17 protein-coding genes are annotated in these 26,089 nt (G+C 30.7%); 10 read left to right on the top strand and 7 right to left on the bottom strand.

The annotated features are described in order from the left end of the window. Positions 1-17 precede the first annotated feature (17 nt). From BLT88_RS06445 to BLT88_RS06435, 3 genes are all read left to right on the top strand, one after another. On the top strand, positions 18-1,229 hold the full coding sequence (locus BLT88_RS06445) for an RsmB/NOP family class I SAM-dependent RNA methyltransferase (RefSeq protein WP_036785796.1): 1,212 nt from the start codon (positions 18-20) through the stop codon (positions 1,227-1,229). Positions 1,230-1,308: 79 nt separating this feature from the next. Then, positions 1,309-3,498 carry an endonuclease gene (locus tag BLT88_RS06440; RefSeq protein ID WP_091953758.1) on the top strand — a complete coding sequence of 730 codons (2,190 nt, stop codon included), beginning with the start codon at positions 1,309-1,311 and terminating at the stop codon, positions 3,496-3,498. Between the two features lie 3 nt (positions 3,499-3,501). Then, entirely contained in the window at positions 3,502-5,580 is a 2,079-nt protein-coding gene (locus BLT88_RS06435) for an endonuclease (protein WP_091953756.1), read from the top strand. Between the two features lie 84 nt (positions 5,581-5,664). Here BLT88_RS06435 and BLT88_RS06430 read toward each other — a convergent pair whose 3' ends face one another. Further along, complete coding sequence (locus BLT88_RS06430) at positions 5,665-7,062, bottom strand: cytochrome c peroxidase (protein WP_091953755.1); 1,398 nt, start codon at positions 7,060-7,062, stop codon at positions 5,665-5,667. Between the two features lie 195 nt (positions 7,063-7,257). On the opposite strand from BLT88_RS06430, the gene purL reads away from it, so the two are divergent. After that, on the top strand, positions 7,258-10,962 hold the full coding sequence (gene purL, locus BLT88_RS06425; protein ID WP_091953753.1) for a phosphoribosylformylglycinamidine synthase: 3,705 nt from the start codon (positions 7,258-7,260) through the stop codon (positions 10,960-10,962). A gap of 172 nt (positions 10,963-11,134) precedes the next feature. Then, on the top strand, positions 11,135-11,938 hold the full coding sequence (locus BLT88_RS06420) for an AraC family transcriptional regulator (RefSeq protein WP_091953751.1): 804 nt from the start codon (positions 11,135-11,137) through the stop codon (positions 11,936-11,938). Positions 11,939-12,198: 260 nt separating this feature from the next. On the opposite strand, the gene ppdK is transcribed toward BLT88_RS06420, so the two are convergent. Continuing rightward, positions 12,199-14,928 carry a pyruvate, phosphate dikinase gene (ppdK, locus tag BLT88_RS06415; RefSeq protein WP_091955684.1) on the bottom strand — a complete coding sequence of 910 codons (2,730 nt, stop codon included), beginning with the start codon at positions 14,926-14,928 and terminating at the stop codon, positions 12,199-12,201. Between the two features lie 286 nt (positions 14,929-15,214). Between ppdK and BLT88_RS06410 the strand changes: the two genes are divergently transcribed. The 3 genes from BLT88_RS06410 (at position 15,215) to BLT88_RS06400 (ending at position 19,700) form a co-directional block, all read left to right on the top strand. Further along, on the top strand, positions 15,215-16,009 hold the full coding sequence (locus tag BLT88_RS06410; RefSeq protein WP_091953750.1) for a pentapeptide repeat-containing protein: 795 nt from the start codon (positions 15,215-15,217) through the stop codon (positions 16,007-16,009). A gap of 78 nt (positions 16,010-16,087) precedes the next feature. Beyond that, on the top strand, positions 16,088-17,851 hold the full coding sequence (locus BLT88_RS06405) for a long-chain fatty acid--CoA ligase (RefSeq protein WP_091953748.1): 1,764 nt from the start codon (positions 16,088-16,090) through the stop codon (positions 17,849-17,851). A 76-nt stretch (positions 17,852-17,927) separates the two neighbouring features. Further along, a complete protein-coding gene (locus tag BLT88_RS06400; RefSeq protein WP_036785785.1) occupies positions 17,928-19,700 on the top strand; it encodes a long-chain fatty acid--CoA ligase in 1,773 nt (590 codons plus the stop codon). A gap of 72 nt (positions 19,701-19,772) precedes the next feature. On the opposite strand, the gene holA is transcribed toward BLT88_RS06400, so the two are convergent. Next, the gene (holA, locus tag BLT88_RS06395; RefSeq protein ID WP_091953747.1) at positions 19,773-20,774 is read right to left on the bottom strand and encodes a DNA polymerase III subunit delta; all 1,002 of its coding nucleotides are present in this window, start codon (positions 20,772-20,774) and stop codon (positions 19,773-19,775) included. Positions 20,775-20,791: 17 nt separating this feature from the next. Between holA and BLT88_RS06390 the strand changes: the two genes are divergently transcribed. Together BLT88_RS06390 and BLT88_RS06385 are read left to right on the top strand one after the other, a co-directional pair. Then, positions 20,792-21,235 carry a type I restriction enzyme HsdR N-terminal domain-containing protein gene (locus tag BLT88_RS06390; protein ID WP_091953745.1) on the top strand — a complete coding sequence of 148 codons (444 nt, stop codon included), beginning with the start codon at positions 20,792-20,794 and terminating at the stop codon, positions 21,233-21,235. A gap of 66 nt (positions 21,236-21,301) precedes the next feature. After that, complete coding sequence (locus BLT88_RS06385) at positions 21,302-22,300, top strand: glycosyltransferase family 2 protein (protein WP_091953744.1); 999 nt, start codon at positions 21,302-21,304, stop codon at positions 22,298-22,300. Between the two features lie 107 nt (positions 22,301-22,407). Here the strand turns inward: BLT88_RS06385 and BLT88_RS06380 are convergent, their stop codons facing one another. The 4 genes from BLT88_RS06380 to coaE all read right to left on the bottom strand — a co-directional run bounded on the left by BLT88_RS06380 (position 22,408) and on the right by coaE (position 26,086). Beyond that, entirely contained in the window at positions 22,408-23,028 is a 621-nt protein-coding gene (locus tag BLT88_RS06380) for an L-threonylcarbamoyladenylate synthase (protein WP_091953742.1), read from the bottom strand. Positions 23,029-23,102: 74 nt separating this feature from the next. Further along, positions 23,103-23,804 (bottom strand): response regulator transcription factor, encoded by a 702-nt coding sequence (locus tag BLT88_RS06375; RefSeq protein WP_036785771.1) that lies wholly within the window; start codon positions 23,802-23,804, stop codon positions 23,103-23,105. Between the two features lie 12 nt (positions 23,805-23,816). Then, the gene (locus BLT88_RS06370; RefSeq protein WP_091953740.1) at positions 23,817-25,385 is read right to left on the bottom strand and encodes a sensor histidine kinase KdpD; all 1,569 of its coding nucleotides are present in this window, start codon (positions 25,383-25,385) and stop codon (positions 23,817-23,819) included. A 104-nt stretch (positions 25,386-25,489) separates the two neighbouring features. Next, on the bottom strand, positions 25,490-26,086 hold the full coding sequence (gene coaE / locus BLT88_RS06365) for a dephospho-CoA kinase (RefSeq protein ID WP_091953738.1): 597 nt from the start codon (positions 26,084-26,086) through the stop codon (positions 25,490-25,492). Positions 26,087-26,089 lie beyond the last annotated feature (3 nt).

Below are 26,089 nucleotides of genomic sequence, written 5' to 3'. Positions count from 1 at the left end.
ACTATTATAATTTAAAAATGAGATTACACAGAAATTTAACTTTTGCAGTTATAGACAGCATTAGAGATATATTTAACGAAGGCGTTTATGCAGATAAAGCTGTTGAAAAAGCACTAAAACGAGATAAACGTTGGGGTGCAAGAGATCGTAAGTTTGTTGCAGAAACAATTTACGATATTGTACGATGGAATAGATTGTATGCAGAAATTGCCGAAGTAAAGGCACCTTATGATAGAGATAATATCTGGAGACTGTTTTCTGTATGGTGTATTTTAAGAGGCATCGCATTACCGGATTGGAATCAAGTTGGTGATGTGCCCACGAGAAGAATCAAAGGTCGTTTTGCAGAGTTGTCTAAAACAAGGAAATATAGAGAATCTATTCCTGATTGGATGGATGAATTGTGTGTCTCTGAACTAGGAGAAGATCTTTGGACGAAAGAAATTGCTGCTTTAAATCAGCAAGCTAAAGTGATTTTAAGAACAAATACACTAAATGTTTCTCGAGAAATTCTTCAAAAAAAGTTACATGCAGAAAACGTAATTACCGAATTTGTTCCGCAGCATCCAGACGCATTAATATTACCAGAAAGAGCCAATGTGTTTAAAACAGAGGCTTTTCATAATGGCTTTTTTGAAGTACAAGATGCTTCTTCACAATTAGTTGCTGCTTATTTAGATGTAAAGCCGGGCATGAAAGTAATAGATACGTGTGCAGGTGCAGGAGGTAAAACATTGCATTTATCCGCTTTGATGGAAAATAAAGGGCAAATTATTGCCATGGATATTTACGAGAGTAAACTCCGTAAACTTAAAGTGAGAGCGAAAAGAAACAAAGCACATAATATTGATATGCGTGTTATCGATTCTACAAAGCCGATTAAAAAGTTACATGGCAAGGCAGACAGAGTTTTAATTGATGCTCCTTGCTCTGGTTTAGGCGTTATTCGTAGAAATCCAGATTCTAAATGGAAATTACAACCTGAATTTATAGACAATATTAAAAAAATACAACAAGAAATATTACAGAGTTATTCTAAGATGGTAAAACCAGGTGGAAAATTGGTGTACGCAACTTGTTCTATTTTACCATCAGAAAATCAAAATCAAGTTAAAACTTTCTTAACATCGGAAGCCGGAAAAGAGTTTACTTTTGTGTCAGATAAAAAAGTATTGGCGCATATTTCTGGATTCGATGGTTTTTATATGGCCCTTTTAGAACGAAAATAAAACTTTATCTTTATTGCTGATTTAAAGTTTCAATTGCAGAAAAAGAGAGTATCTATTTTTTAATTTAATTTTAATATACATGATGAAAAAACTACTTATCTTAATTTTTATTGCTTCATACTCGGTCTCTTTCTCTCAAGAGACATATTATAATGATGTAGATTTAACATTATACGGAACGCAACTTAAAGATGCATTAGCTGCTAAAATAATAGCAACGCATAAAAGAGTCTTAGAATATACAAGTAGTGGTCCAGATGTTTGGGATGCAACTAAGGTAACCGATGATTATGTGGCTCTTTCGGGGGATGTAATTTTATTTTATGGTTGGGAAAATGGTTCTGATCAAGACATTTCAAATGATATTTCTAGAGATAACAGATTACAAGATATTGGAGACGGAGATACATATGTTTGGAATAGAGAGCATGTTTTTCCTAAATCTTTAGCCAATCCAAAATTAGATACCGATATACCTGGTCCGTCTACAGATGCTCATCACTTGAGAGCTGCAGACAGAACTAGAAATTCAGCTAGAAATAACAGAAAATACGGAAGAGGTACTGGTACTTCTAATTATTCAACTTTAGATTTTCATGAAGGTTTAGACGGCCCAAATACTGCTGCTTGGTATCCGGGAGATGATTGGAAAGGTGATGCAGCAAGAATGATTATGTATATGTACATGCGTTATGGTTCTGTATGCTTACCTACTGCCGTTGGTGTTGGGAGCAAAGAATTTACCCAGGACGAGATGATTGATTTATTCTTGCAATGGAATGTAGAAGATCCTGTTTCGGATGTTGAAAAAACTAGAAATAGCTATCATGAAAACACTTCAAATTATGCAGCACAAGGAAATAGAAACCCTTTTATAGACAACCCGTATTTAGCGACCAGAATTTGGGGAGGAAATTCGGCAGAAGATACTTGGGGAATTTATAAAAATAGCGATACACAAGCACCTACTACTCCAGCTAATGTTACATTGAATAACATCAGTTTAAACTCTATAAATGTTTCTTGGTCGGCTTCTACAGATAATATTGGAGTAACTGGCTATAATGTATATGTAGATGGTGTTTTAGAAGCTCAAACTACCAGTACAAATATCACCATTGGTGATTTAAATACAAATACAACCTATAGCTTTACTATTGTTGCCAAAGATTTAATTAATAATATGTCTAATGCAAGTGTGGCTAAAAACGGTACAACCTTGCAAGATTCAGAAGCACCAACAATACCTGGGGATGTGGTTGTAAGCAATAGTACAGATTCTTCATTTAAAGTTTCTTGGTCAGCATCAACAGACAACAGTGCTGTAAGTGGTTATGAAATTTTTGTCGATGGAAATTTGAATGCAACAACAACAGCGCTCTCTTATACTGTATTTGGCCTTTCTACCTCTACCACATATAGCGTAGAAATACTAGCTAAAGACATCGATAATAATAAATCTTCCAAAAGTGCTGCTGTAAACGCGACAACTACTGCAGGCAATTCTACTGGTGTTACCGAGTTGTTTATTTCTGAATATGTAGAACCGAGTTCAGGAAATAACAAAGCGATTGAAATTGTAAACCTTACAGGTTCTACTATAAATTTATCAGAGTATTCTATTCAAAAACAGTCTAATGGAGGCTCTTGGGTTGATGATTATAATTTAGGAGACGTAAATATTATACCTGGTGAAGTATTTGTTATTACTCATATTGATGTGTCTGACCCTACTCTAGTTGCGGAATCTGATTTAGCAGGTCCTCCAAATGTTGATACTTCTCCCTATGGGTTTGGATCTCCTTTAAATTTTAATGGTAATGACCCAATCGGTTTTTTCAAAAACGGAGTCTTAATTGATATCATTGGTGAAGAAGATAATTCTAGCGATCATATCAAAGATAAAACGTATAGAAGAAAAGCATCGATTACTGAACCAAATACGAGATTTGATACTGCTGAATGGGATATTTTAGGCGCAAACAGTTTTGATGGTATTGGGAGTCATTCCTCTGCTTTAAGCACAAAAAATAGTACTTTTGAATCTTTTAAAATGTTTCCAAATCCAACAAATGGAGATCAAGTGTATTTTCGTATAACAGAAGCTACAACAATTAACATATATAATATTTTAGGAAAATTAGTATTCACTTCAGAAATTACAAAAAATAAGAATGTTATTAATCTTTCTAAATTATCAAAAGGAATTTATTTAGTAAAAATAGATTCGGATAAAAAATCTGAAATTAAAAAATTAGTAAAAAATTAAACTATGAAAAAAATACTACTTTTAATATCATTATTTTTAAGTTCACTTAGTAATGCTCAAGAAGTTTATTATAATGATGTAGATTTATCTGCGGAAGGATTAAGTCTAAAGGATAAATTAGCAACAAAAACAATAAATGAACATACAAATTTATTAAGCTATACGCCTGGTGTTTGGGAAGCTTTAAAAGTTACGGATTTAAATCCTACAAATAATTCTGAAGTTTTATTAGTTTATGGATACGCTGCTTCTGGCACAGCCGCTAGGTCAAGAAATATAAACTCGAATGGTGGCAATACAGGAGATTGGAATAGAGAACACACCTATCCAAAATCTTTAGGAAATCCAAATTTAGGGAGTACTGGTCCTGGAGCAGATGCCCATCATTTGCGACCAAGTGATGTAGGTTATAATGGCAATCGTGGTAATTTAAAATTTGTAGATGGTTCTGGTAACTCAGGTAGTGTCTCAGGTGGTTGGTTCCCAGGGGATGAATGGAAAGGAGATATTGCTAGGATGATGATGTATATGTACATACGTTATGGCAATCAATGTTTACCTTCTGTGGTTGGTGTTGGAAGCTCTAATGCTACTCCAGATGCTATGATTGATCTTTTCTTAAAATGGAACGCAGAAGATCCTGTTTCAGATTTTGAAAGACAAAGAAATACTTATCATGATTCTAATCAAACCTATGCACAAGGAAACAGAAATCCATTTATAGACAATGCCTATTTGGCAACCAGAATTTGGGGAGGTGACGCCGCTATAGATTCATGGGGAATTTATACATCTACAGATAATGAAGCACCTACTGTACCTGCAAATGTTTCTGTAAATAATATTAACTTTAATTCTTTCGATATTTCTTGGACAGCATCTACAGATAATATAGCTGTTACTAGTTATGATGTTTATGTAGATGGAAATTTAAGTGGAAATACTGCGAACACTAATTTTTCTTTATCAAACTTAAACTCTAGTACAACTTATAGTATTACCGTTTTAGCAAAAGATTTAGTCGGTAATAAATCTGCCCAATCTGCGGCTGCAAGCGGCACAACTTTAACAGATGCTTCTGCACCAACTGTTCCAACAAACCTTACTATATCAAATGAAACTGGTACAAGTTTTAAGGTAAGCTGGTCTGCATCAACAGATAATGTTAGTGTTTCAAGTTATGATGTTTATATAGATGGCTCTCTTCATGGTTCTACTGCAAATACAAACTATAATGTTTCAAGTTTAACAGCTTCTACATCTTATAGTGTTCGTGTTTTAGCAAAAGATCAAGCAAATAATTTATCTGCTCAATCTGCAGCAGTTACAGCTACAACTACTGATGGTAGTAATAATGCAGTTGATTTATTTTTCTCAGAATACGTTGAAGGTAATAGCTTTAATAAAGCTATTGAAATTGCAAACATAACTGGTAATACAGCAGATTTAACTCCATATTCAGTTGCAAGACAATCAGGAGGTAATTGGGAAACAGCATTAAATTTAACAGGTTCAATTGCACCTAATGATGTGTATGTAATTATTAACAGTGATGCAAACATTCAAAAATTAATAGATGAAGCTGATTTAGGAATTGCCAATACAACACCTATGACTTTTAATGGTGATGACAGAGTTGGGTTATTTAAAGATGGTGTTTTAGTAGATATTATTGGCGATTTAGATGGTACAGATAACTTTGCTGCGAATATAACTTTAAGAAGAAGCAATGACATTACAGGGCCAAACATTGTTTATAGCGAACAAGGTGAATGGATAGCTTTTGATCAAAACACTGTTGATGATATTGGTTCTCATAATGGATCTACCGCCAGTTTAGCTGATAATTTATTATCGGACATTAAAATCTATCCAAATCCTGCAAACGGAAATACAATTTACATTAAAACAACAAATAATACAGACGTTAATATCTACAATGTATTAGGTAAAATGGTAAAATCTATAGAAATAACAGCACAAAAAAACAACATAGATATCTCAAACTTATCGAAAGGCATATACATTGTAAAAATGACGGTCGATAACATATCATTGACTAAAAAATTGATTAAAAATTAAATCTTAATTTTTAATCAAACTAAAAAAGACGCCTTAATTTTAGGCGTCTTTTTTAATTTTAAATTATATGCATAGATGAAAGTGTTACTTTTTAATGAGCCTTTTCACAAAACTTTTATGAGTAATTATATCTGTAATTTTTAACATATAAATACCTTTATTTAAAGCACTGAAATCAAGTTCTGAAGTATCTTTTATGTTTTTTGTGTACACTTTTTTACCTTGAACATCATAAACAGTACTTACATAAGAACCTTTAGCAATTTCAATAAACAACCTGTTTTCAACAGGATTTGGATAGATATTTACTTTCTGACCAAACACTTCTTCATTTGTAGATAAAACGCTACCTGTTAATACTATACTCCCATTTTCATCAAAAGGATTAGACCATTTTTCATTTGTATATACATCAGTACCCGTTAATGTTTTTAAGAAAGCTACTACAGCTTCTTTTTTATCATTCGTTAAATTTAATATTTGTGGAGTTCCTCGAGGTCTTAACCTATTATCAAGATTTGTATTTGCAGTATTATTAGGTATTGCATCATAATGATTCATTACGTCTAATAATGTTTTTATACTTCCGTCATGCATTAAAGGACCGTTTAAATTTCCATCAGGATTTACCAAATCTCTTAAAGTTGGCGCTCGTAAATTAGTTAAATCTATTTCTGTTGTGCTTCCTGCAACACCAATAATCCCATTATTTCCTGAATTAGGATCTATATCAAACTCATTGCCTCTATGACACCCTGCACAACCTGCTCCATTCATGTTTGGGGGATCTCTAAACAATCGTTTTCCTAAATTTTCTTGAGCCGTGAAATTAGGGAAATCATTATTTGGATTATTTACTTGAACTAAACCCACATCAAACTTAGAATCAAAAGACTGAATACTCCTTATAAATTGTGCTAAAGCTAATTGCATTTTACGCTCTGTAATTGTTTCATCACCAAATGCAAATTTGAATAATTCTTGATAATAATCAACGGCAGATAGTTTTGTAATCAAATCATTAAAATCAGGATCTCCTTCAGTGCCGCTAAAACCCATTTCTACATGATCTTGAATTGGTTTTGTAGTCTGATCTTCTAAACTGGAAGCTCTTTCATCCCAAAAAAACTTATTCTCATCAGAAAATCTCGAATTAATTAATCTCATGGAGTGTCTTCCTGTTAAACTACCGTTTAAACCAACACTCTGAGTTGCATCATCACCAAACGCTTTTTCTTGTTTATGGCAACTTGCGCATGCAATCGTATTATTGGCAGATAATTTTTTATCATAAAACAACACTCTCCCTAAAGTTGCAATTTTATCATCTATTTGATTTCCATCTGCAGTATTGTCTTTATTAATATAATTAGGTTTAGATTGATTAGCATAATTGAATAAATTATCTAAATCAATTGTTGCACTAATAAAAAGGAGTGTCATACCTAAAAGTGCAACGAAATTCGGTAGTTTTTTATTCATTTTTATAGTTTTGACTGATTCATTGTATTTTTTTATGCTTAAAATTAAGAAAACTTGTACTATAAAATATCAATTTAAGGTTTTTTGTTAATAAAGAAGTAAATAACTCTAAAACTTCAGTTACATATTATGATTAAATACTACTGAAAAAAAGTAAATTTGCGTTTTACAACAACAAGAAAACACCACACGATAATGATTCATTTCTTTGGAAATAAAAACAGTAAAGTATTCGCTGTTCAAACAACAAAAGAATTAACGAAAGTTACAATTGCTAAACTGACATGGTTATTTGCTAATCAACCAAAAATAGAGGAAGTATCAATTGATGCTTTTTTTGTGGGGCCAAGAGCGGCTATGATTACTCCTTGGAGCACAAATGCAGTTGAAATTACTCAAAATATGGGTATCAAAGATATTATCCGAATTGAAGAATTTGTTTCCTCTACTGAAAATTTTACTGATTTTGATCCAATGATCTCCGAGAAATTCGATGGTTTACATCAAGAATCATTTACAATCGATATTCAGCCAGAAGCTATTTTGGCTATTGATGACATCGCTGCATATAATAATCAGGAAGGTTTGTCTTTAAGTGATGAAGAAGTTGGTTACCTTGAGAGTGTTGCTAAAAAAATAGGAAGGAAATTAACAGACTCTGAAGTATTTGGATTTAGCCAAGTAAATTCAGAACACTGTCGACATAAAATATTTAACGGAACTTTTGTGATAGATGGAGAAGAGCAACCCACTTCCCTATTTAAAATGATTAAAGAAACGTCTAAACAATTTCCAAACGATATTGTTTCTGCATATAAAGATAATGTCGCTTTTATCAAAGGTCCTAAAGTTGTACAGTTTGCACCTAAATCAGCCGAAAAGCCTGATTTTTATCAAACAGAAGACTTTAACTCTGTAATTTCTATAAAAGCAGAAACACATAATTTCCCAACCACTGTTGAGCCTTTTAACGGAGCTGCAACTGGTTCTGGCGGAGAAATTAGAGATAGACTTGCAGGAGGAAAAGGCTCTTTACCTTTAGCAGGAACAGCAGTTTACATGACTTCTTACTCTCGTTTAGAAGCTTCTATAGATGCCGTTAAGAATACAAGATATTGGGAAAACAAATTTGAAGCAAGAGATTGGTTATACCAAACTCCAATGGATATTTTAATAAAAGCCTCTAATGGTGCTTCAGATTTTGGAAACAAATTTGGACAACCATTAATTACGGGTTCTGTATTAACTTTTGAGCACGAAGAAAACTCCTCGTCAAGTGAATCTAAACCTAGAAAACTAGGGTATGATAAAGTTATTATGCAAGCTGGTGGAATTGGTTATGGAAAAGCAGAACAAGCCTTAAAAGACACGCCAAAAGAAGGTGATAAAATTGTTATTCTTGGTGGTGAAAACTACAGAATTGGAATGGGTGGCGCTGCAGTTTCATCCGCAGATACAGGTGCTTTAGATTCAGGAATTGAATTAAATGCTGTACAACGTTCTAATCCAGAAATGCAAAAACGTGCTGCAAATGCAATTCGTGGAATGGTAGAAAGTGAAGAGAATTTTATTGTTTCTATTCATGATCATGGTGCTGGTGGCCATTTAAATTGTTTATCAGAATTAGTAGAAGATACTGGTGGTAAAATCGATTTAGATAAACTACCTATTGGAGATCCTACTTTATCAGCAAAAGAAATTATTGGTAACGAATCTCAAGAAAGAATGGGATTAGTTATTGCTGAAAAACATATAGATACCTTACAAAAAATCGCAGAGCGCGAGCGTTCGCCAATGTACACTGTTGGTGAAGTTACAGGTGATGATCGTTTTACTTTTGAATCTAAATCTACAGGAAAAAAACCTATGGATTTAGCTCTAGAAGATATGTTTGGTAGTTCTCCTAAAACGATATTAACAGATAACACTGTTGTAAGAAAATATAAAAATCCACGTTATAAAACGAAAAATTTACAAATCTATTTAAAACAAGTTTTACAATTAGAAGCTGTCGCTTGTAAAGATTGGTTAACTAATAAAGTGGATAGATGTGTTGGTGGTAAAGTAGCCAAACAACAATGTGTGGGTCCATTACAAATTCCGTTGAACAATGTTGGTGTTATGGCACTGGATTATAATGGAAAAGAAGGAGTTGCAACAGCTATTGGCCACTCTCCTATTTCAGGATTAATTGATCCTACAGCAGGAAGTAGAAATGCAATTACTGAATCTTTAACCAATATTATTTGGGCACCTTTAAAAGATAATTTAGATTCAATTTCTTTATCTGCTAACTGGATGTGGCCTTGTAAAAATGAAGGTGAAGATGCTCGTTTATACAAAGCAGTAAAAGCAGTTTCAGAATTTTCTATTGATTTAGGAATTAATGTTCCTACCGGAAAAGATTCTTTATCAATGAAACAAAAATATGCTCATGATGAAGTAATTGCTCCAGGAACCGTTATTATTTCTGCTGCAGGAAACTGTAATGAAATCAGTAAAGTTGTGGAACCTATTTTAAAAATTGATGGAGGAAATATCTATTATATCAATATCTCTCAAGATGAATTTAAATTAGGAGGAAGTTCTTTCCACCAAGTTTTAAATACGATTGGAAATGAAGCTCCTGACGTAAAAAACACTGCGTTTATAAAAAACACCTTTAATACAATTCAAAAATTAATTAAAGCTGATAAAATTACAGCAGGACATGATGTTGCTTCTGGTGGATTCATTACAACTTTATTAGAAATGTGTTTTGCTGATGTAAATTTAGGAGCAAATTTCAATATTACTTCTTTAAATGAAGAAGACACTATTAAAGTTTTATTTGCTGAAAATTCAGGAATTGTTTTTCAAGCTGATGACTCTGTAGAAACAATTTTATCAGAAAATAACATTGAATTTTTCAATATTGGTACTTCAAACAACTCTGGAAAAGTAAACATTATAAATAATGAAGATAATTTCTCTTTTGATGTTGCTGAAATGAGAGATGTGTGGTATAAAACTTCTTTCTTATTAGATCAAAAGCAAACTGCTAACAACTTAGCACAAGATCGTTTTGATAATTATAAAAAACAACCTTTACAATATGTTTTTCCAAAGAACTTTAAAGGAAAATTACCGAAAATAAATTCAAAAATAACAAGACCAAAAGCTGCAATCATAAGAGAAAAAGGTTCAAATTCTGAACGAGAAATGGCAAACGCCATGTATTTAGCTGGTTTTGATGTAAAAGATGTACATATGACAGATTTAATTTCTGGTCGTGAAACGTTAGAAGACATTCAGTTTATTGGCGCCGTTGGTGGTTTTTCTAATTCAGATGTTTTAGGTTCTGCTAAAGGTTGGGCTGGAGCATTTTTGTACAATCCTAAAGCAAAAAAAGCATTAAAAAACTTCTTTAAAAGAGAAGATACATTGTCTATAGGTATTTGTAACGGAGCACAATTATGGATGGAATTAGACCTAATTAATCCAAAACATAAAGTGCATGGAAAACTAATTCATAATGATTCTCAGAAACACGAGAGTTCATTTACTTCTGTAAAAATTCAAGAAAATGATTCTGTGATGCTTTCTTCTTTAGCAGGCACCGAATTAGGCGTTTGGATTTCTCATGGAGAAGGAAAATTTAACTTACCGGAAGCTGAAGAGAATTACAATATTGTGGCGAAATACGGTTATGATGGCTATCCTAACAATCCCAATGGATCCGATTTTAACACGGCAATGCTATGCGATCAAACAGGTCGTCATTTGGTTACCATGCCACATATAGAACGTTCTACTTTCCAATGGAATTGGGCAAACTACCCAATGGGAAGAAAAGATGAAGTTTCTCCTTGGTTAGAGGCCTTTGTGAATGCTAAAGTATGGATAGAAAATAAAAAGTAGCTCAACTTATTTTCATAAAAATAAGTTTAAAAAATTATGATAGATATAAATATGTTCAAAAAATGACAAAGCATTTTGTAAAACCTGCACTACTAAGCATATTGCCTAAATTTTAATTATTTACGATTTTTTACAAGTATTTATTTAATTTCATAGCTACATTTGAAAAGCTATGGATAATAAATTTTTTGAATCTAATGAAGTTCCTCATTTAATTGAGAAATACTTCTACATTTCTTTTGAGGAGGAGGACATTCCTTTTAAATCTGTTATTTTACCTATTGGATTAACACATTTATTATACATTCCAGATGGTAACCAAAAAATTGTTTTTAAGGGTAATGAAACACTTCTAACTGACCTTATGGTTACTGGTCAGTACTTTAGGTCATATGATTTTTCATCCGTTTCTATTACAGAGTCCATCGGAGCTAATTTTCACCCAACAGCACTTCATAAATTATTGAATATTGATGTATCTAAATTAAAGAGTAGGCACTTGCCATTAGCACAAATTAATGAATCTTTTTATAATAAACTTTTGCCAATTTTCAAAAAATCTAAAGGACCTGAAGAATTGATTCAAAATTTAAATTCTTTTTTTTTAAACTCATTTCTTCATATTGATAAAAATACTAAACAAATTGATGATGCTATTAACCTAATTAGAGAAAAAGAGGGCCTATTGAATGTATTAGACATAATAAATGAAATTTCAACTTCACAAAAAACATTGGAAGTACAATTTAAAAAAATAGTAGGGTTAACTCCTGGCAGGTATATAAGATTATTTCGTTTTCAACAACTAATGAGAAAATACTATTCCGGAGATATTGAGCTAAAAGATCTAATTTATAAATATAACTATTACGACTCTTCGCATTTTGCAAAAGATTTTAAATTGTTCATGAAGCAAAATTTAAAATCATTTTTAAAAAAAGATTACTTATTATTAAAATCATACCTAAACCAGTAAATTTTTACGTTTTTTTACAATTCTTTTTGTTATTGCCGTATTATCTTTGTGAAACAATCTATCAATAGATTATTAATTTATTTTAGGGGATTAATTGATAAATTTATTGCTATGAAATTTAAAAAGACCAAATTTAACTATTTGGTCTTTTTACTTTTACAACACTAAAAAAATTATTTATGATTGATGAAAAGTCTTCGCAAAAAAACCCAGAAGTATTAAACTTCTGGGTTTTATCATCGTATTAAATTATATAAATATTATTTAATTGAATTAATAGCTGCTTGTGCAGAAACTAATCTCGCAATTGGTACTCTATATGGTGAGCAACTCACATAATCCATTCCTGAATTATAACAAAACTCGATAGAGCTGGGTTCTCCTCCGTGTTCTCCACAAATCCCTACTTTTAAATTAGATTTTACGCTTCTACCTCTTTCTGTTCCAATTATAACTAATTGCCCTACTCCTTCTTGATCCAATACCTCAAAAGGGTCAACTTTTAAAATCCCTTTTTCAATATAAGTAGGTAGAAATTTACCTGCGTCATCACGTGAATAACCAAATGTCATTTGTGTTAAATCATTGGTTCCAAAAGAGAAAAAATCTGCTTTTTCCGCAATTTTATCTGCCATTAATGCGGCTCTTGGAATTTCTATCATTGTTCCAACTAAATACTCCAATTTATTATCTCTTTCTTTAAAAATTTTATTTGCTGTACTTCTAATAATCTCTTCTTGAAACTCAAATTCCTTAAAAGTTCCAACTAAAGGAACCATAATTTCTGGTTTAGAATGAATACCCCTTTCTTTTAGATTTAAAGCAGCTTCAATAATAGCTCTCGTTTGCATTTCTGTAATTTCTGGATAGGTATTTCCTAATCTACAACCCCTATGCCCAAGCATTGGATTAAATTCTTCCAATTCTGAAACTTTATTTTTTATTGATTGTAATGAAATATGCATTTCATCTGCTAATTCTTTTTGAGTAGCCAATTGATGAGGCACAAACTCATGTAACGGCGGGTCTAATAAACGAATTGTTACCGGTAAACCTTCCATAGCTTCAAAAATACCTTCAAAATCTGCTCGTTGCATTGGTAATAAATCTTTTAATGCCTTTTTTCTACCTTTAACAGTTTCCGCTAAAATCATTTCGCGCATTGCTTTTATTCTATCCACTTCAAAAAACATATGCTCAGTTCTTGTTAAACCAATACCTTGTGCTCCAAAACTACGCGCTATCTTCGCATCTTTCGGACTGTCTGCATTAGTTCTTACTTTCATTATTGCGTACTTATTCGAAAGTTCCATCACTTCTGCAAATTCACCACTTAATTCAGGTTCAATCGTGGCAACCTTACCTTCTATAATATTACCCGTAGAACCATTCAATGAAATCCAATCTCCCTCATGATATTCATGACCTCCAACTTTAAGTGTTCTAGTCTTATAATTTATTTTTAAAGCTCCCGCACCAGAAATACAACATTTCCCCATACCTCGGGCTACAACAGCCGCGTGAGATGTCATACCGCCTCGTGCCGTTAAAATACCTTTGGCAATATTCATTCCTTCTAAATCTTCGGGTGAAGTTTCAATTCTTACTAGAATACTATTTTTATATTTGTTAGCTTCATCAGCAAAAAACACAATTTTACCAGTCGCTGCTCCAGGAGAAGCGGGTAAACCTTGGGCAATAACATTTGCTTTTTTTAGGGCCTTCGGATCAAAAATAGGATGTAAAAGTTCATCTAGTTTAATAGCTTGTATTGAAGTTAAGGCGTCTTTTTCATCTATCATCCCTTCCTTCAATAAATCCATTGCTATTTTAACCATAGCAGCTCCGGTACGTTTTCCATTTCTAGTTTGCAATATCCAAAGTTTTCCATCTTGCATAGTAAACTCCATATCTTGCATATCACGATAGTGTTTTTCTAGTATGTCTTGATAAGAATTAAGTTCATTATAAATTGAAGGCATTAATTCTTCTAAAGAAGGATAATTTTGCACTCTATCTTCTTCCTCAATTTTTGCTAATTCCGCCCAACGTTCTGAACCTAATTTTGTGATTTGTTGAGGAGTTCTAACACCAGCAACAACATCTTCTCCTTGTGCATTTATTAAATACTCACCATTAAACACATTTTCTCCTGTACCAGCATCACGCGTAAAACAAACTCCTGTACCAGAATTGTCTCCCATATTTCCATAAACCATTGCTTGCACATTTACGGCTGTACCCCAATCTGCAGGATATCCATGCATATTTCTATAATATACGGCTCTATTACCATTCCAACTATTAAATACTGCTATGATTGCTCCCCAAAGTTGATCCCACGGATTTGTTGGGAAATCGTGACCAGTTCTTTTTTTAACCGCCTCTTTAAAATCAAATACCAAATCCTTTAAATCGTTAATTGTAAATTCAGTATCGAGTTCGATACCTCTTTTTTCTTTTAAATTTTCCATAATCTCCTCAAAAGGATCAATATCATCCTTTGAAGCAGGTTTCATTCCTAAAACCACACCACCATACATTTGAATAAAACGACGATAAGAATCCCAGGCAAATTGTTCATTATTTGTTTTCTTTGCTAAGCCTAAAACAACATCATCATTCATTCCAAGATTCAGGACAGTATCCATCATTCCTGGCATAGAAACTCTTGCTCCAGAGCGCACAGAAACTAAAAGAGGATTCTCTTTATTACCAAATTTTGTTCCCATTAGAGTTTCGATATTTTCGATAGAAGTTTCCATTTCCTCTCGAATCATCTCAACAACGGTTTCCTTTCCTAATAAATTATATTCTGTACAAACTTCAGTAGTGATGGTAAACCCTGGAGGGACAGGAATACCTATGGCACTCATCTCTGCTAAATTAGCTCCTTTACCACCTAATAAGTTTTTCATTGCACTGCTACCGTCAGCTTGTTTGTCGCCAAATTTATACACACGGGGTTTTACCTTTTGAAATACTTCCATAATATTATTTTTAATTAATTTTAAACTATGCTTCACCAAAAGCATGTCTAAAGGTAAATTTTAAACAAATAATTAAAGGTGATAAAAATCATGTTATAAGCATTTTACAAAATAATTAAAGAATATTGTTTAACAATAAATATCTTGCAAACATTTTTAATTTATGCTGAAAATAAAATACAAAAAATCGATATAAATTTACTTTTTAGTAAAAAATAAGGAAGATTGTGTCACAACTTAAAAAATGAGGTGTCATTACTATATAAACCAATTAAAAACTTTTAAAATGAAAAATAAATTTATCCTAATAGCATCCGGTTTATTTTTGATATCTACAATGGGCTTTGCTCAAAAAAATATTGAAGCTTCAGACATAATGCAAGAGATAAAAGCAGGTAATATAATTTCTTATCAAAATGTAACTATTGTGGGTGTGCTAGATCTTACATTTATGGATGAAGCTATTGAGAAACTTCCTAAAAAGAAAAAAACCAGCTGGTGGAATTATAGCGATTCAAATAATACAATTAAAAAATTAATTGAAGTTAAAGTCTCTTTTACAAACTGTACTTTTAAAAATGATGTTTTGGCTTATATTCCTGATGAAGATTCTGGTTATACATTCACTGCTAACTTTGAAGATGAAGTTATATTTAAAAACTGTACTTTCGAAAGAAAAGCAATGTTTAAATACTCCCGTTTTGAACGAAATTCTGATTTTTCTGGTTCTTCTTTTATGAATGACAGCACATTTAAATACGCTCAATTTGATGAAAATATTAGTTTTAAGGATACAAATTTTAATAAAACTGCTACTTTTAAATATGCCAAATTCAACACGAATGTAAGCTTCTCTAATGCTGTATTTAAAGACTCTGCAACATTTAAGTATACTAATTTTTTTAATGGAGTTTCTTTTAAAAATACAAATTTTGAAGAAGACTTAAATATTAAATACATGAAAGTATCAGGAGAATTTAACATTACAAATATGAAAGTAGCTTATGAGATTGAATCTAAATACACTAAAATTAACGGAAAAAGTTTTAATAAATACCTATTAAATAGTAAAAAACTATAGGTTTAAAAAGGTTAACTTTCCGTTGCTTTTTTTTTTGTTCCAACATTTTACTAACTTGTCAGAAATTAAGTTGTAAATATGTCTCATAAAATTTCTCGAATTTTTGATTTTGGTTACCATCAATTAGAAAATTTCCCACAAAAAAAATGTTTTAACTACAAAAAAGGAAATAGTTGGAAAAGTATTTCCACACAACAATTTATAACTGATGCAAATAAAGTAAGTAGTTCTTTATTGAAATTAGGTGTGCAACCAAATGATAAAATTGCAGTAATTACCTCAAATAATAATCCAAATTGGCATATTTTAGACATTGGTATTTTACAAATTGGTGCACAAAATGTGCCTTTATATGCAACTTTATCGGAAAAAGATTACGGTTATATTTTAAATCATTCCGATGCTAAATATTGTTTTGTTTCTGATGATGACTTGTATCAAAAAGTTAAATCTGTGGCGAGTAAAACCCAATTGAAAAATATTTTTTCTCTTCAGGATTTACAAACATCGTATAGTTGGAATTCTTTTCTGGAAATTGGAGAAAAAGAAAATTACCAAGATAAAATTGAAGATTTAAAACAAAATGTAAAACCAGAAGATTTAGCAACAATTATTTACACCTCTGGTACGACTGGAACCCCGAAAGGAGTTATGCTGTCTCATAAAAATATTGTTTTTACCGTTTTTAAAACGGCAAAAGGAATAGATTTAACTCAAGGAAATAATAGAATTATTAGTTACCTACCTATTTGTCATATTTTTGAAAGAAGTGCTTCTTATTACAACCTATTCATGGGTTTTGAAATCTATTTTGCTGAAAGTATAGAAAAAATTGGAGACACTATAAGAGAAGTTAAACCTCATTATTTGGCCGTGGTCCCAAGATTATTGGAAAAAATTTTCGATAAAATAGTGGATAAAGGGAGTAAATTGTCTGGTATTAAAAAACAACTCTTCTTTTGGGCAGTATCTTTGGGAGAGCAATATGAACCTTATAATAAAAAAAGTGCTTTTTATCACTTTAAATTAAATATTGCAAGAAAATTAATATTTTCTAAATGGCAAGAAGCTTTAGGGGGTAATTTACAGTTTATGATTTCAGGAAGCGCTCCTCTTCAACATCGATTAATCAGAGTTTTTACAGCTGCCGGAATTAATATTTTTGAAGGTTATGGAATGACTGAATCTTCTCCCGGAGGAACTTTAAATGACCTACGAAATAATAGTTTAAAAATTGGCACTGTTGGTAAACCTTTAGACGGTATAGAAGTTAAAATTGCTGATGATGGAGAGATTTTAATGAAAGGGGATAATGTGATGTTGGGCTATTACAAAAATGAAGAAATGACCAATAAAACTATTATAGACGGATATTTGCATACAGGAGATATTGGTGAAATTGATAAGCAAGGATTTTTAACAATCACAGATAGAAAAAAAGAAATCTTTAAAACTTCAGGAGGAAAATATATTGCCCCTGCTGCCTTAGAAAGCGAACTAAAACAATCTCGTTTTATAGAACAAGTGATGGTCATTGGTGAAGGAGAAAAAATGCCAGCAGCATTAATTCAGCCTAATTTTAGTTTCATAGAAGAATGGGCAGAACGTCATGAATATAAAATTACAGATGTTACTACCGATGAACAAATTATTTCTAGAATTCAAAAAGAAATCGATTTTCATAATCAAAAATTTGGAAAATGGGAGCAAATTAAAAAGTTTGAAATTACTCAGGATGAATGGTCTATAGAAGCTGGACATTTAACACCAACAATGAAAATGAAAAGAAAAGTAATTAAAGAAAAATACAAAAATTTGCATCAAAAAATATATAATTCATAGAACTTAAAGTCTATTCATAAGTATTTGTAAAATCAATGTAAAAGTACTACTTTGCAATACTACAAAAACAGAACTTATGCCTACAGAAATTACTAGATTATTTGATTTTCCTTATTATCAATTAGAAACTTACAATCTTAAAAAAGCATTTTCCACAAAACACAATGAAAAATGGGAATCTATTTCTACACAAGATTATGTAAACCAATCTAATCAATTAAGTAGAGGGTTACTAAAGTTAGGCATACAACCAAACGATAAAATTGCAGTTATCTCGAGTACCAACAGAACTGAATGGAACATTTGTGATATTGGAATTTTACAAACTGGTGCACAAAATGTGCCCATTTACCCAACCATCTCTAAAGAAGATTATGAGTATGTTTTAAACCATTCTGAAGCAATTTATTGTTTTGTTTCAGATGTAACTATTCTGGAAAAACTAAATCAAATTAAAAGTAAAACAAAGTTGAAAGGTGTTTTTACTTTTGATGATGTAAAAGATGAGAAAAGCTGGAATGAAATTCTAGAATTAGGCGAAGACACTAGTAACCAGAATGAAGTTGAAAATAGAAAAGATGCTGTAAAACCAGAAGATTTAGCAACTTTAATATACACCTCTGGAACCACAGGAAGACCAAAGGGTGTAATGCTCTCTCATAATAACATTGTTCAAAATGTTTTATATTCTCAAAAAAGAGTTCCTTTAGATTATGGTAATACTAGATCCCTAAGTTTTTTACCTGTTTGTCATATTTTTGAGCGCATGATTTTGTATTTATATCAATATTGTGGTGTAGAAATTTACTTTGCGGAATCAATAGAAAAACTTACCGAAAATGCCCAAGAGGTTAAACCAGAGGTAATGACTGCCGTTCCAAGATTATATGAAAAAATCTTCGATAAAATTATTTTAAAAGGTGAAGATTTAACAGGTTTAAAAAAGAGATTATTTTTCTGGGCAGTAAATCTTGGTTTAAAATATGAGCCTTATGGTGCAAATGGTTGGTGGTATGAAAAACAATTGGGTATAGCTCGTAAACTTATATTTTCTAAATGGCAAGCTGTTTTAGGAGGCGAATTAAAATTAATGGTTTCTGGAAGTGCTGCTTTACAACAAAGATTAACACGTGTTTTTGCTGCTGCGGGAATGCCAATTATGGAAGGTTATGGCTTAACAGAAACATCCCCAGTAATATCCGTAAATGACCAAAATAATGGTGGCTTTAGAGTAGGAACTGTCGGGAGAATTATCAAAGATATTGATGTTAAAATTGCCAAAACTGGTGAAATTTTAGTAAAAGGTCATAATGTAATGCAAGGGTATTACAAAGATGATGCAAAAACGGCTGAAGTTATCAAAGATGGGTATTTTCATACAGGTGATAAAGGAGAGTTTGACGTCGATGGATTTTTAAAAATTACTGGAAGAACTAAAGAAATGTTTAAAACTTCTGGAGGAAAATACGTTATACCTCCTTTACTAGAGGGTGAGTTAAAACAATCTTTATTTATAGAACAAGTGATGGTTGTGGGTGAAAATGAAAAAATGCCAGCAGCAATTATTCAACCAAATTTTGAATATTTAAGAGAATGGATTCAGCATAAACAAATTGAAATTGGTTCTACAAATATCGAAATAATAGCTTCAGAAATTGTAATAGAAAGGATTCAAGAAGAAGTTGACAAATGCAACAAAAACTTTGGGAAATGGGAACAAATAAAACGTTTTGAATTAACACCAGAGGAATGGTCTATTGATGGAGGACATTTAACACCAACCATGAAAATGAAACGTTCAATTATAAAAAATATTTATCAAGATTTATATGATAAGATTTATATATAATTTATAACAGAACTTATAATTTAACTCCCATTTATGGGAGTTTTTTTTTATAGATTTCTTATCAGAACTCTCTTAATGTAAAATTTTAAAAAGTAATTCTTTTAAAATATCTTTATGAGATTGATGAGCCCCAACTCCTTTACTTTTAATATCTGCTTCTCTTAAAAAAGCAATAACTTGTGCAACTTTGCGCATTGGATAATTTCTAGCAGCTAAAAAATACTCATCTACGAAATAAGGATTTACACCCAATGTTTTTGCAACAGAACTTTTAGATTTATCTTGTAATCCATGAAACAATAAAAGTTGTGTAAAAAAACTATTTAACAAAGAAATTGTCATTACCAATGGGTTATTCTTAGGGTTTTCAGCAAAATAATTAATAATTCTATTCGATTTAACAATATTCTTCTCTCCTACTGCTTTTCGCAATTCAAAATTATTAAAGTCTTTAGAAATACCAATATTATCTTCTATATGCTTATCGTCAATAATAGTTTCTTTCGGTAAAATTAACATTAACTTGTCTAATTCATTAGAAATTTTACTTAAATCAGTTCCTAAAAACTCCACTAACATTTGTGCCGCTTTTAATTCAATTTGATATTTTTTTCCACTTAAAACTCTTCGGATCCAATCTGAAACTTGATTCTCGTATAACTTTTTACTTTCATAAATTAATCCTGATTTTGCAATTGCTTTGTGCAATTTTTTACGTTTATCAAGTTTTTTATATTTATAATTTAAAACTAAAACAGTTGTTGGTTGCGGGTTTTCTGCATACGAAACTAATTTTTCAATACTTCTGCTTAAATCCTGTGCTTCTTTAACGATTAAAACCTGTCTTTCCGCCATCATTGGGAAGCGTTTAGCGGAAGAAACAATATCTTCTATACTAGAATCTCTACCATACATAACCTGCTGATTAAAGCCTTTTTCTGCCTCATCTAAAATATTTTCTTCAATAAAATCAGAAATTTTATCAATGTAATAAGGTTCTTCACCCATTAAAAAATAGATAGGTTTTATATTTCCCTTCTTTATCTCTGAAACAATGTTTCTAATTTCGTTCATTTTCTTACTTTTGATTGATGCAAAAACTCAATCTACCAACTTATAATTTCAAACTCAAAAGTAGCGAAAATAAGATGCTTATTTTTGATAAATTAAGGAAAAAATATATAGTTTTAACTCCAGAAGAATGGGTTCGTCAACATTTTGTTTATTTTTTAATTGAAGAAAAGAAATATCCAGTTACCTTAATTGCTCTTGAAAAACAATTAACCATCAATAATTTAAAAAAAAGAAGTGATATTTTAATTTTTAATACAGATGGAAAACCTGAAATTATTGTTGAATGTAAAGCTCCTTCCATAAAAATAACTCAAAATACTTTTGATCAAATTGCTCGTTATAATTTAAAATTAAGAGCCAATTATTTGATTCTTACCAACGGTTTAGAACATTTTTACTGTAAAATGGATTTTAAAAATGAAACCTATATTTTCTTAAAAGATATTCCACATTATAAATAGTAAATCATCCTTTTTATTAAGACAACTTTAGCCGTAAACTAATTTATAAAATGTAAATTTGAGGCCTTGAGAATAGCAATTGTCATATTAAATTGGAATGGCCAAAAACTGTTAGAACAGTTCTTGCCATCGGTGGTAAACTTTAGTTCGCAAGAAGCTGATATTTATTTAGCAGACAATGCCTCCACAGATTCGTCAATTAATTATGTTAGAGCGTTCTTTCCATCAATTAAAATTGTTGAAAATGCTATAAATGGTGGCTATGCAAAAGGTTATAATGATGCTTTAAAATCTATTGATGCAGATATTTATTGTCTTTTAAATTCAGATATAGAAGTTACAAAAAATTGGTTGAAACCAATTATTGAGGTTTTTAAAGTTGATGAAAAAGTAGCTATTATTCAACCAAAAATATTAGACTTTAAAGATAAAACTAAGTTTGAATATGCGGGGGCTGGTGGTGGTTTTATAGATTTATATGGCTATCCTTATTGCAGAGGACGAGTTTTTAATCATTTAGAAACAGATAAAGGTCAATTTAACGATGTAAAAGATATATTCTGGGCTTCTGGTGCTTGTTTATTTATACGCTCTCAAGTGTATCACACATTGAAAGGTTTTGATGAAGATTATTTTGCACATCAAGAAGAAATTGATTTATGTTGGAGAACTCAAAATATAGGCCACAAAATAAAATATGTTGGAAAATCTACTGTTTACCATGTTGGAGGTGCAACTTTACAAGGAGCTAATCCGCATAAAACATTCTTAAATTTTAGAAATAGTTTATTAAATGTGGTGAAGAATGTACCCAAAAAATGGTTTTTATTTGTAATTTTTTCACGTTTACTTTTAGATGGCATTGCCGGAATAAAGTTTATAGTTGAATTAAGACCAATTCACACTTGGGCCATTATTAAGGCACATTTTAGCTTTTATAAAAATTTTAATAATTTTCTAATAAAGCGTAAAGAATTATTAAAAAAAGAAGATTATAATCTACATACAAGTGTCGTTTGGCAATATTTTGTTTTAGGTAGAAGCAAATTTAAAGATCTGAAGTAATTATTTTTTTTTTGTGAAAAATTTTTGTGAATCTATACTTCTAATGAATTCAATTAAGAATGAAATAATTTTTGACTTAATTATAGTTTTTATACTAATTCTTGGAATTATAAGATATCTAAACTTCCTTTCCCTTCCCTAATTACCTCTGGATAACCATCTGTTAAATCAATAATTGTAGATGCATAATTGTCTCCAAAGCCACCATCAATGACAACGTCCACTAAATGATTCCATTTTTCAAAAATTAATTCTGGATCTGTGGTATATTCTAAAACATCATCATCATCTCTAATAGAAGTCGAGACGATAGGATTGCCTAAGCTTTGTACTAAAGCTCTTGCGATGTTGTTATCAGGAATTCGAATTCCCACAGTTTTTCTTTTTTTAAATGCTTTTGGAAGGTTGTTACTTCCTGGCAATATAAAGGTATAGGGCCCTGGTAAAGCACGCTTTAAAAGTTTAAATGTTGGCGAATCTATTTGTTTTATATAATCAGACAAATGGCTTAAATCATTGCAAACAAAAGAGAAATTAGCTTTTTCTAATTTAACGCGTTTAATAAGTGCTATTTTTTCTAAGGCCTTTGAGTTCGTAATATCACACCCTAATCCATAAACAGTATCTGTTGGATAAATAATTAATCCACCATTTTTTAAAATTTTAACAACCCTATCTATTTGCTTCTGATTTGGGTTGTCATTATATAGTTTTATGAACTCTGCCATATTTTAAAAATACAAAAAAAACTCAACTTTAAAATACATTAAGTTGAGTTTTTTTTACAGAAATTTTTGAATTACTAGGACTTATCTACCAATCTAAATCCTTCTCCGTGAATGTTTAAAATTTCAACATGCTCATCAACTTTTAAGTACTTTCTAAGCTTTGCGATATAAACATCCATACTTCTAGAAGTAAAGTAGTTATCATCTCTCCAAATTTTAGTTAATGCTAGTTCTCTTGGCATTAAATCATTTTTATGAATCGCTAACATCCGCAACAATTTACTTTCCTTTGGTGATAACTTTATTGGTTCTGCATCTTTACCAATAGACAAGTGACGTAATTTAGAATTGAAGAAAAATGAACCAATATTAAATTCAAATTCTTCTGATTCTTTAGATTTATCACTATCTTTTCTCTGTAAAATTGCTTTTATTTTATGTAATAAAACTTCAGAGTCAAAAGGTTTATTTAGATAATCATCAGCACCTACAGAATATCCTTTTAAGACATCTTCTTTTAATGTTTTAGCGGTTAAAAAAATAATTGGTACCTCTTTATTGGTTCCTCTAATATCTTGTGCTAAAGAAAAACCATCTTTTCTAGGCATCATTACATCTAAAATACATAAATCATAATCACTGTTTTTAAACATAATTAAACCTTCTATGCCATCTTTTGCGTGTGTAACATTATAATCGTTTAACGCCAAATAATCTTTTAAAACGGTTCCAAAATTTGGATCGTCTTCTACTAATAAAATCTTTTTACTTCCCATTTTGTATACTTTTTAAATTAAAGGTAATTTTACCGTGAATATGCTTCCTGCTCCCTTTTCACTCTCAACAAAAACTGTTCCATGATGTTTTTCTACAATTTCTTTTACGTACGCTAATCCTAAACCATGACCTTTTACATCATGTATATTTCCTTTTTGTTCTCTATAAAATTTATCGAAAACTAATTTGAGTGCTCCTTTACCCATACCAATTCCATTATCTTTAATTTTAAAGATAAAAAACTTGTTCGTACTTTCTGTATACACTTCAATTCTAGGGTTTTCTTTTGAATATTTAATAGCATTTTCTAACATGTTTACAATTACATTAGTTAAATGAAATTCATTACCTGAAATCTCTGAAATGATCGCTTCAAAATGGGTATCTATAGTTCCATTTCTATCATTAACTAACAAACTAACATGACTAATCGCATCCTCTATCGTGTCGTGGATATCAATCATTTCTTTACTGATATCTAATTGATTTTTTTCTAATCTAGAAATACGCAATACATTTTCTACTTGTGTATGCATCCTTTTATTTTCATCACGAATCATTTCTATATACCGTAAAACTTTTTCTTGATTATTCAAAATTTTAGGATTTCTAATAGAATCAATAGCTAAATTAATTGTAGCAATAGGCGTTTTAAATTCATGCGTCATATTATTTATAAAATCAGTTTTAATTTCTGATATTTTTTTCTGCTGAATTAGTTGGTATAATGAACTTGAAAAGGCAATAATAATTATCAAAATAAAAAATAACGACAACAATAAAATATTTGAAATGCCCCCAAGAATATGCTCATTCTTCTCTGGAAATGTTACATACAAGAAATATTCTGGTTCATTGGATGAATTATAAAATAATGGATAAGGATAACTATCTTTTTTATTTATTGTGTAATAACCCGATTTTAACTTTGTTGCTAAACCATCTTTACTATAAACACCATATTTAAACTCCAAACTGATATCTCTTTTCTTTAATTCATCTTTTATCGTCTCATTTAACTCTCTATTGTTTAATCTCTTATGAATTGGATTAATTCTGTTATAATCTTTAAACCATTCTGCAAACTGACTTTCTTCAATATTGGTTAATCTTTTGGTAAAGGAGTATCTTTTTTCATCTACATTAGAAAATAAATTATCTGGACCTTTAATTAATCTGGATTGAAAAAAATCTTTTTTACCAGTTACTCTTTTAAAAATAAGAGAATCACTACCTAAAAAATCAGCTGGGATTTCAAAATTTTCCTCTAGAATTGTAGAACCAAAAGAAATTTTTTGATTATTCGTAGTATCAATTTCTTGAAAAAATAAACTTTTTATTTGAGCATCATTTGCTAAAACTGCATTTTTAATAATCCCCTCAAACTTTTTATTGAAAAGATCCCTTTCTTTTTCATTAATTCTTTCCGAAACACTTCCCAATGATTTTTGAACATCATTCTTAAATTGTTCTTTCTTACTTTCTACTGCATTATTAATCCAATAGAGTTGAACAGCAATAATTCCTATCAAGGAAATGCTCATTAATAAAACAATAAGAACAAATATTTTTTTGCCCATAATATCAAAGTTAAGCTATTCAGAATTTTAAATTCACGTTTTTTACGTTGATTAGCAAATTTACTTCAATTTTAAGACCTTTTTAACAAAATCACTGAAGATATTTAAAAAGAACTACGTTTTTCTGTTAAAATATTATGAATTTTATTTACTTGAGTTTTAGTTTCATCAAGATTTTCGTTACAAATTATGTAGTTCGATTGTACTATTTTCTTTGAATCATTCCATTGATTCTTCATTCTGCTTTCAACTACTTCTTTTGTGGAAGAATCTCGTAAAATAACACGCTCAATTTTAGTATTTACATTCGCATAAACCGTAATGATATAATCGCAAAGTAGATTGCTTCCGCTTTCGAATAGAATGGCATTTTCGTAAATAATATATGTTTTATCAATATTTTTTTTAATAAAGTCTTGAAAGTGTTTTTTAACTTCTGGGTGAACAATTGCGTTTAAAATTGATAATTTTTCTTTATCATTAAATACAATTTCAGAAATATAATTTCTATTCAATTTTTGATTTACAAAAGAGGATTCTCCAAATTGTTTGATTAGTTTTTTTTTTATAATTTCTGAGGAGTTCATTAGTTTTTTCGCCTCAATATCAGCAATGTAAATTGCTACATCATTAAATTTTGAAAAGAGTTTTGCAACAGTGGTTTTCCCACTTCCTATACCACCTGTTAAACCAACTATCATGAG

The organism is Polaribacter sp. Hel1_33_78 (assembly GCF_900106075.1).
Classification (GTDB): Bacteria; Bacteroidota; Bacteroidia; order Flavobacteriales; family Flavobacteriaceae; genus Polaribacter.
The sequence above is the reverse complement of the archived record's forward strand: the minus strand, read 5'-3'. Positions and strand labels throughout refer to the sequence as shown.